We start from the raw sequence: 512 nt of genomic DNA on the forward strand, positions 1-512 counted from the left end.
AGATGGAAGAGGCCCTGGACGGCACCGCGTCGACATTGACAGTGGGGTTCTGAGGGGTGCTATGTCCTGCGTCTTTGACGCCGTCCGCGTCGAACTCCGTTCAGTGCCGTCGTAGTTTCTCTGCTGCCCAGGCGCAAAGGGCGAACAGGGGGACCAAAGGCGCCACGAAGACGCCTGCCCAGACACCGGTCACCCAGGCTGCGAGGAAGAGGCTGGGCGAGTAGATGAAGACCTCCGTGAGGCCCTTGGGGCGTCGCGACGGGCGTGGATGGCTGAAGAGGAGCCCCAGCAAAGTGAGCACGGACGCGGTGACCAGCGCGCGCTGGAACCAGTAGACGGCCTCCTTGGCGTAAGGCGGCAGAACGCCCGCGACCATCACGAGGAAGATGGAAGAGACGCCGACGATGAGGCACAGCCTCGCCAGTGCGGTAGGGCCCTCGCCGAGGCCACCGTAAGCCCGGGTGTGTCCGCTCGTAGCCATGGGCCTTCTCTTCCCCTCTCACCTGTTTCGT

Annotated in this window: 1 protein-coding gene; it reads right to left on the minus strand. The window is 65.0% G+C overall.

The annotated features are described in order from the left end of the window. Window positions 1-100: 100 nt before the first annotated feature. On the minus strand, window positions 101-481 hold the full coding sequence (locus tag LPA54_RS36620; protein WP_228915299.1) for a hypothetical protein: 381 nt from the start codon (window positions 479-481) through the stop codon (window positions 101-103). Window positions 482-512: the final 31 nt, after the last annotated feature.

The organism is Streptomyces sp. DH12 (assembly GCF_020873895.1).
Classification (GTDB): Bacteria; Actinomycetota; Actinomycetes; order Streptomycetales; family Streptomycetaceae; genus Streptomyces.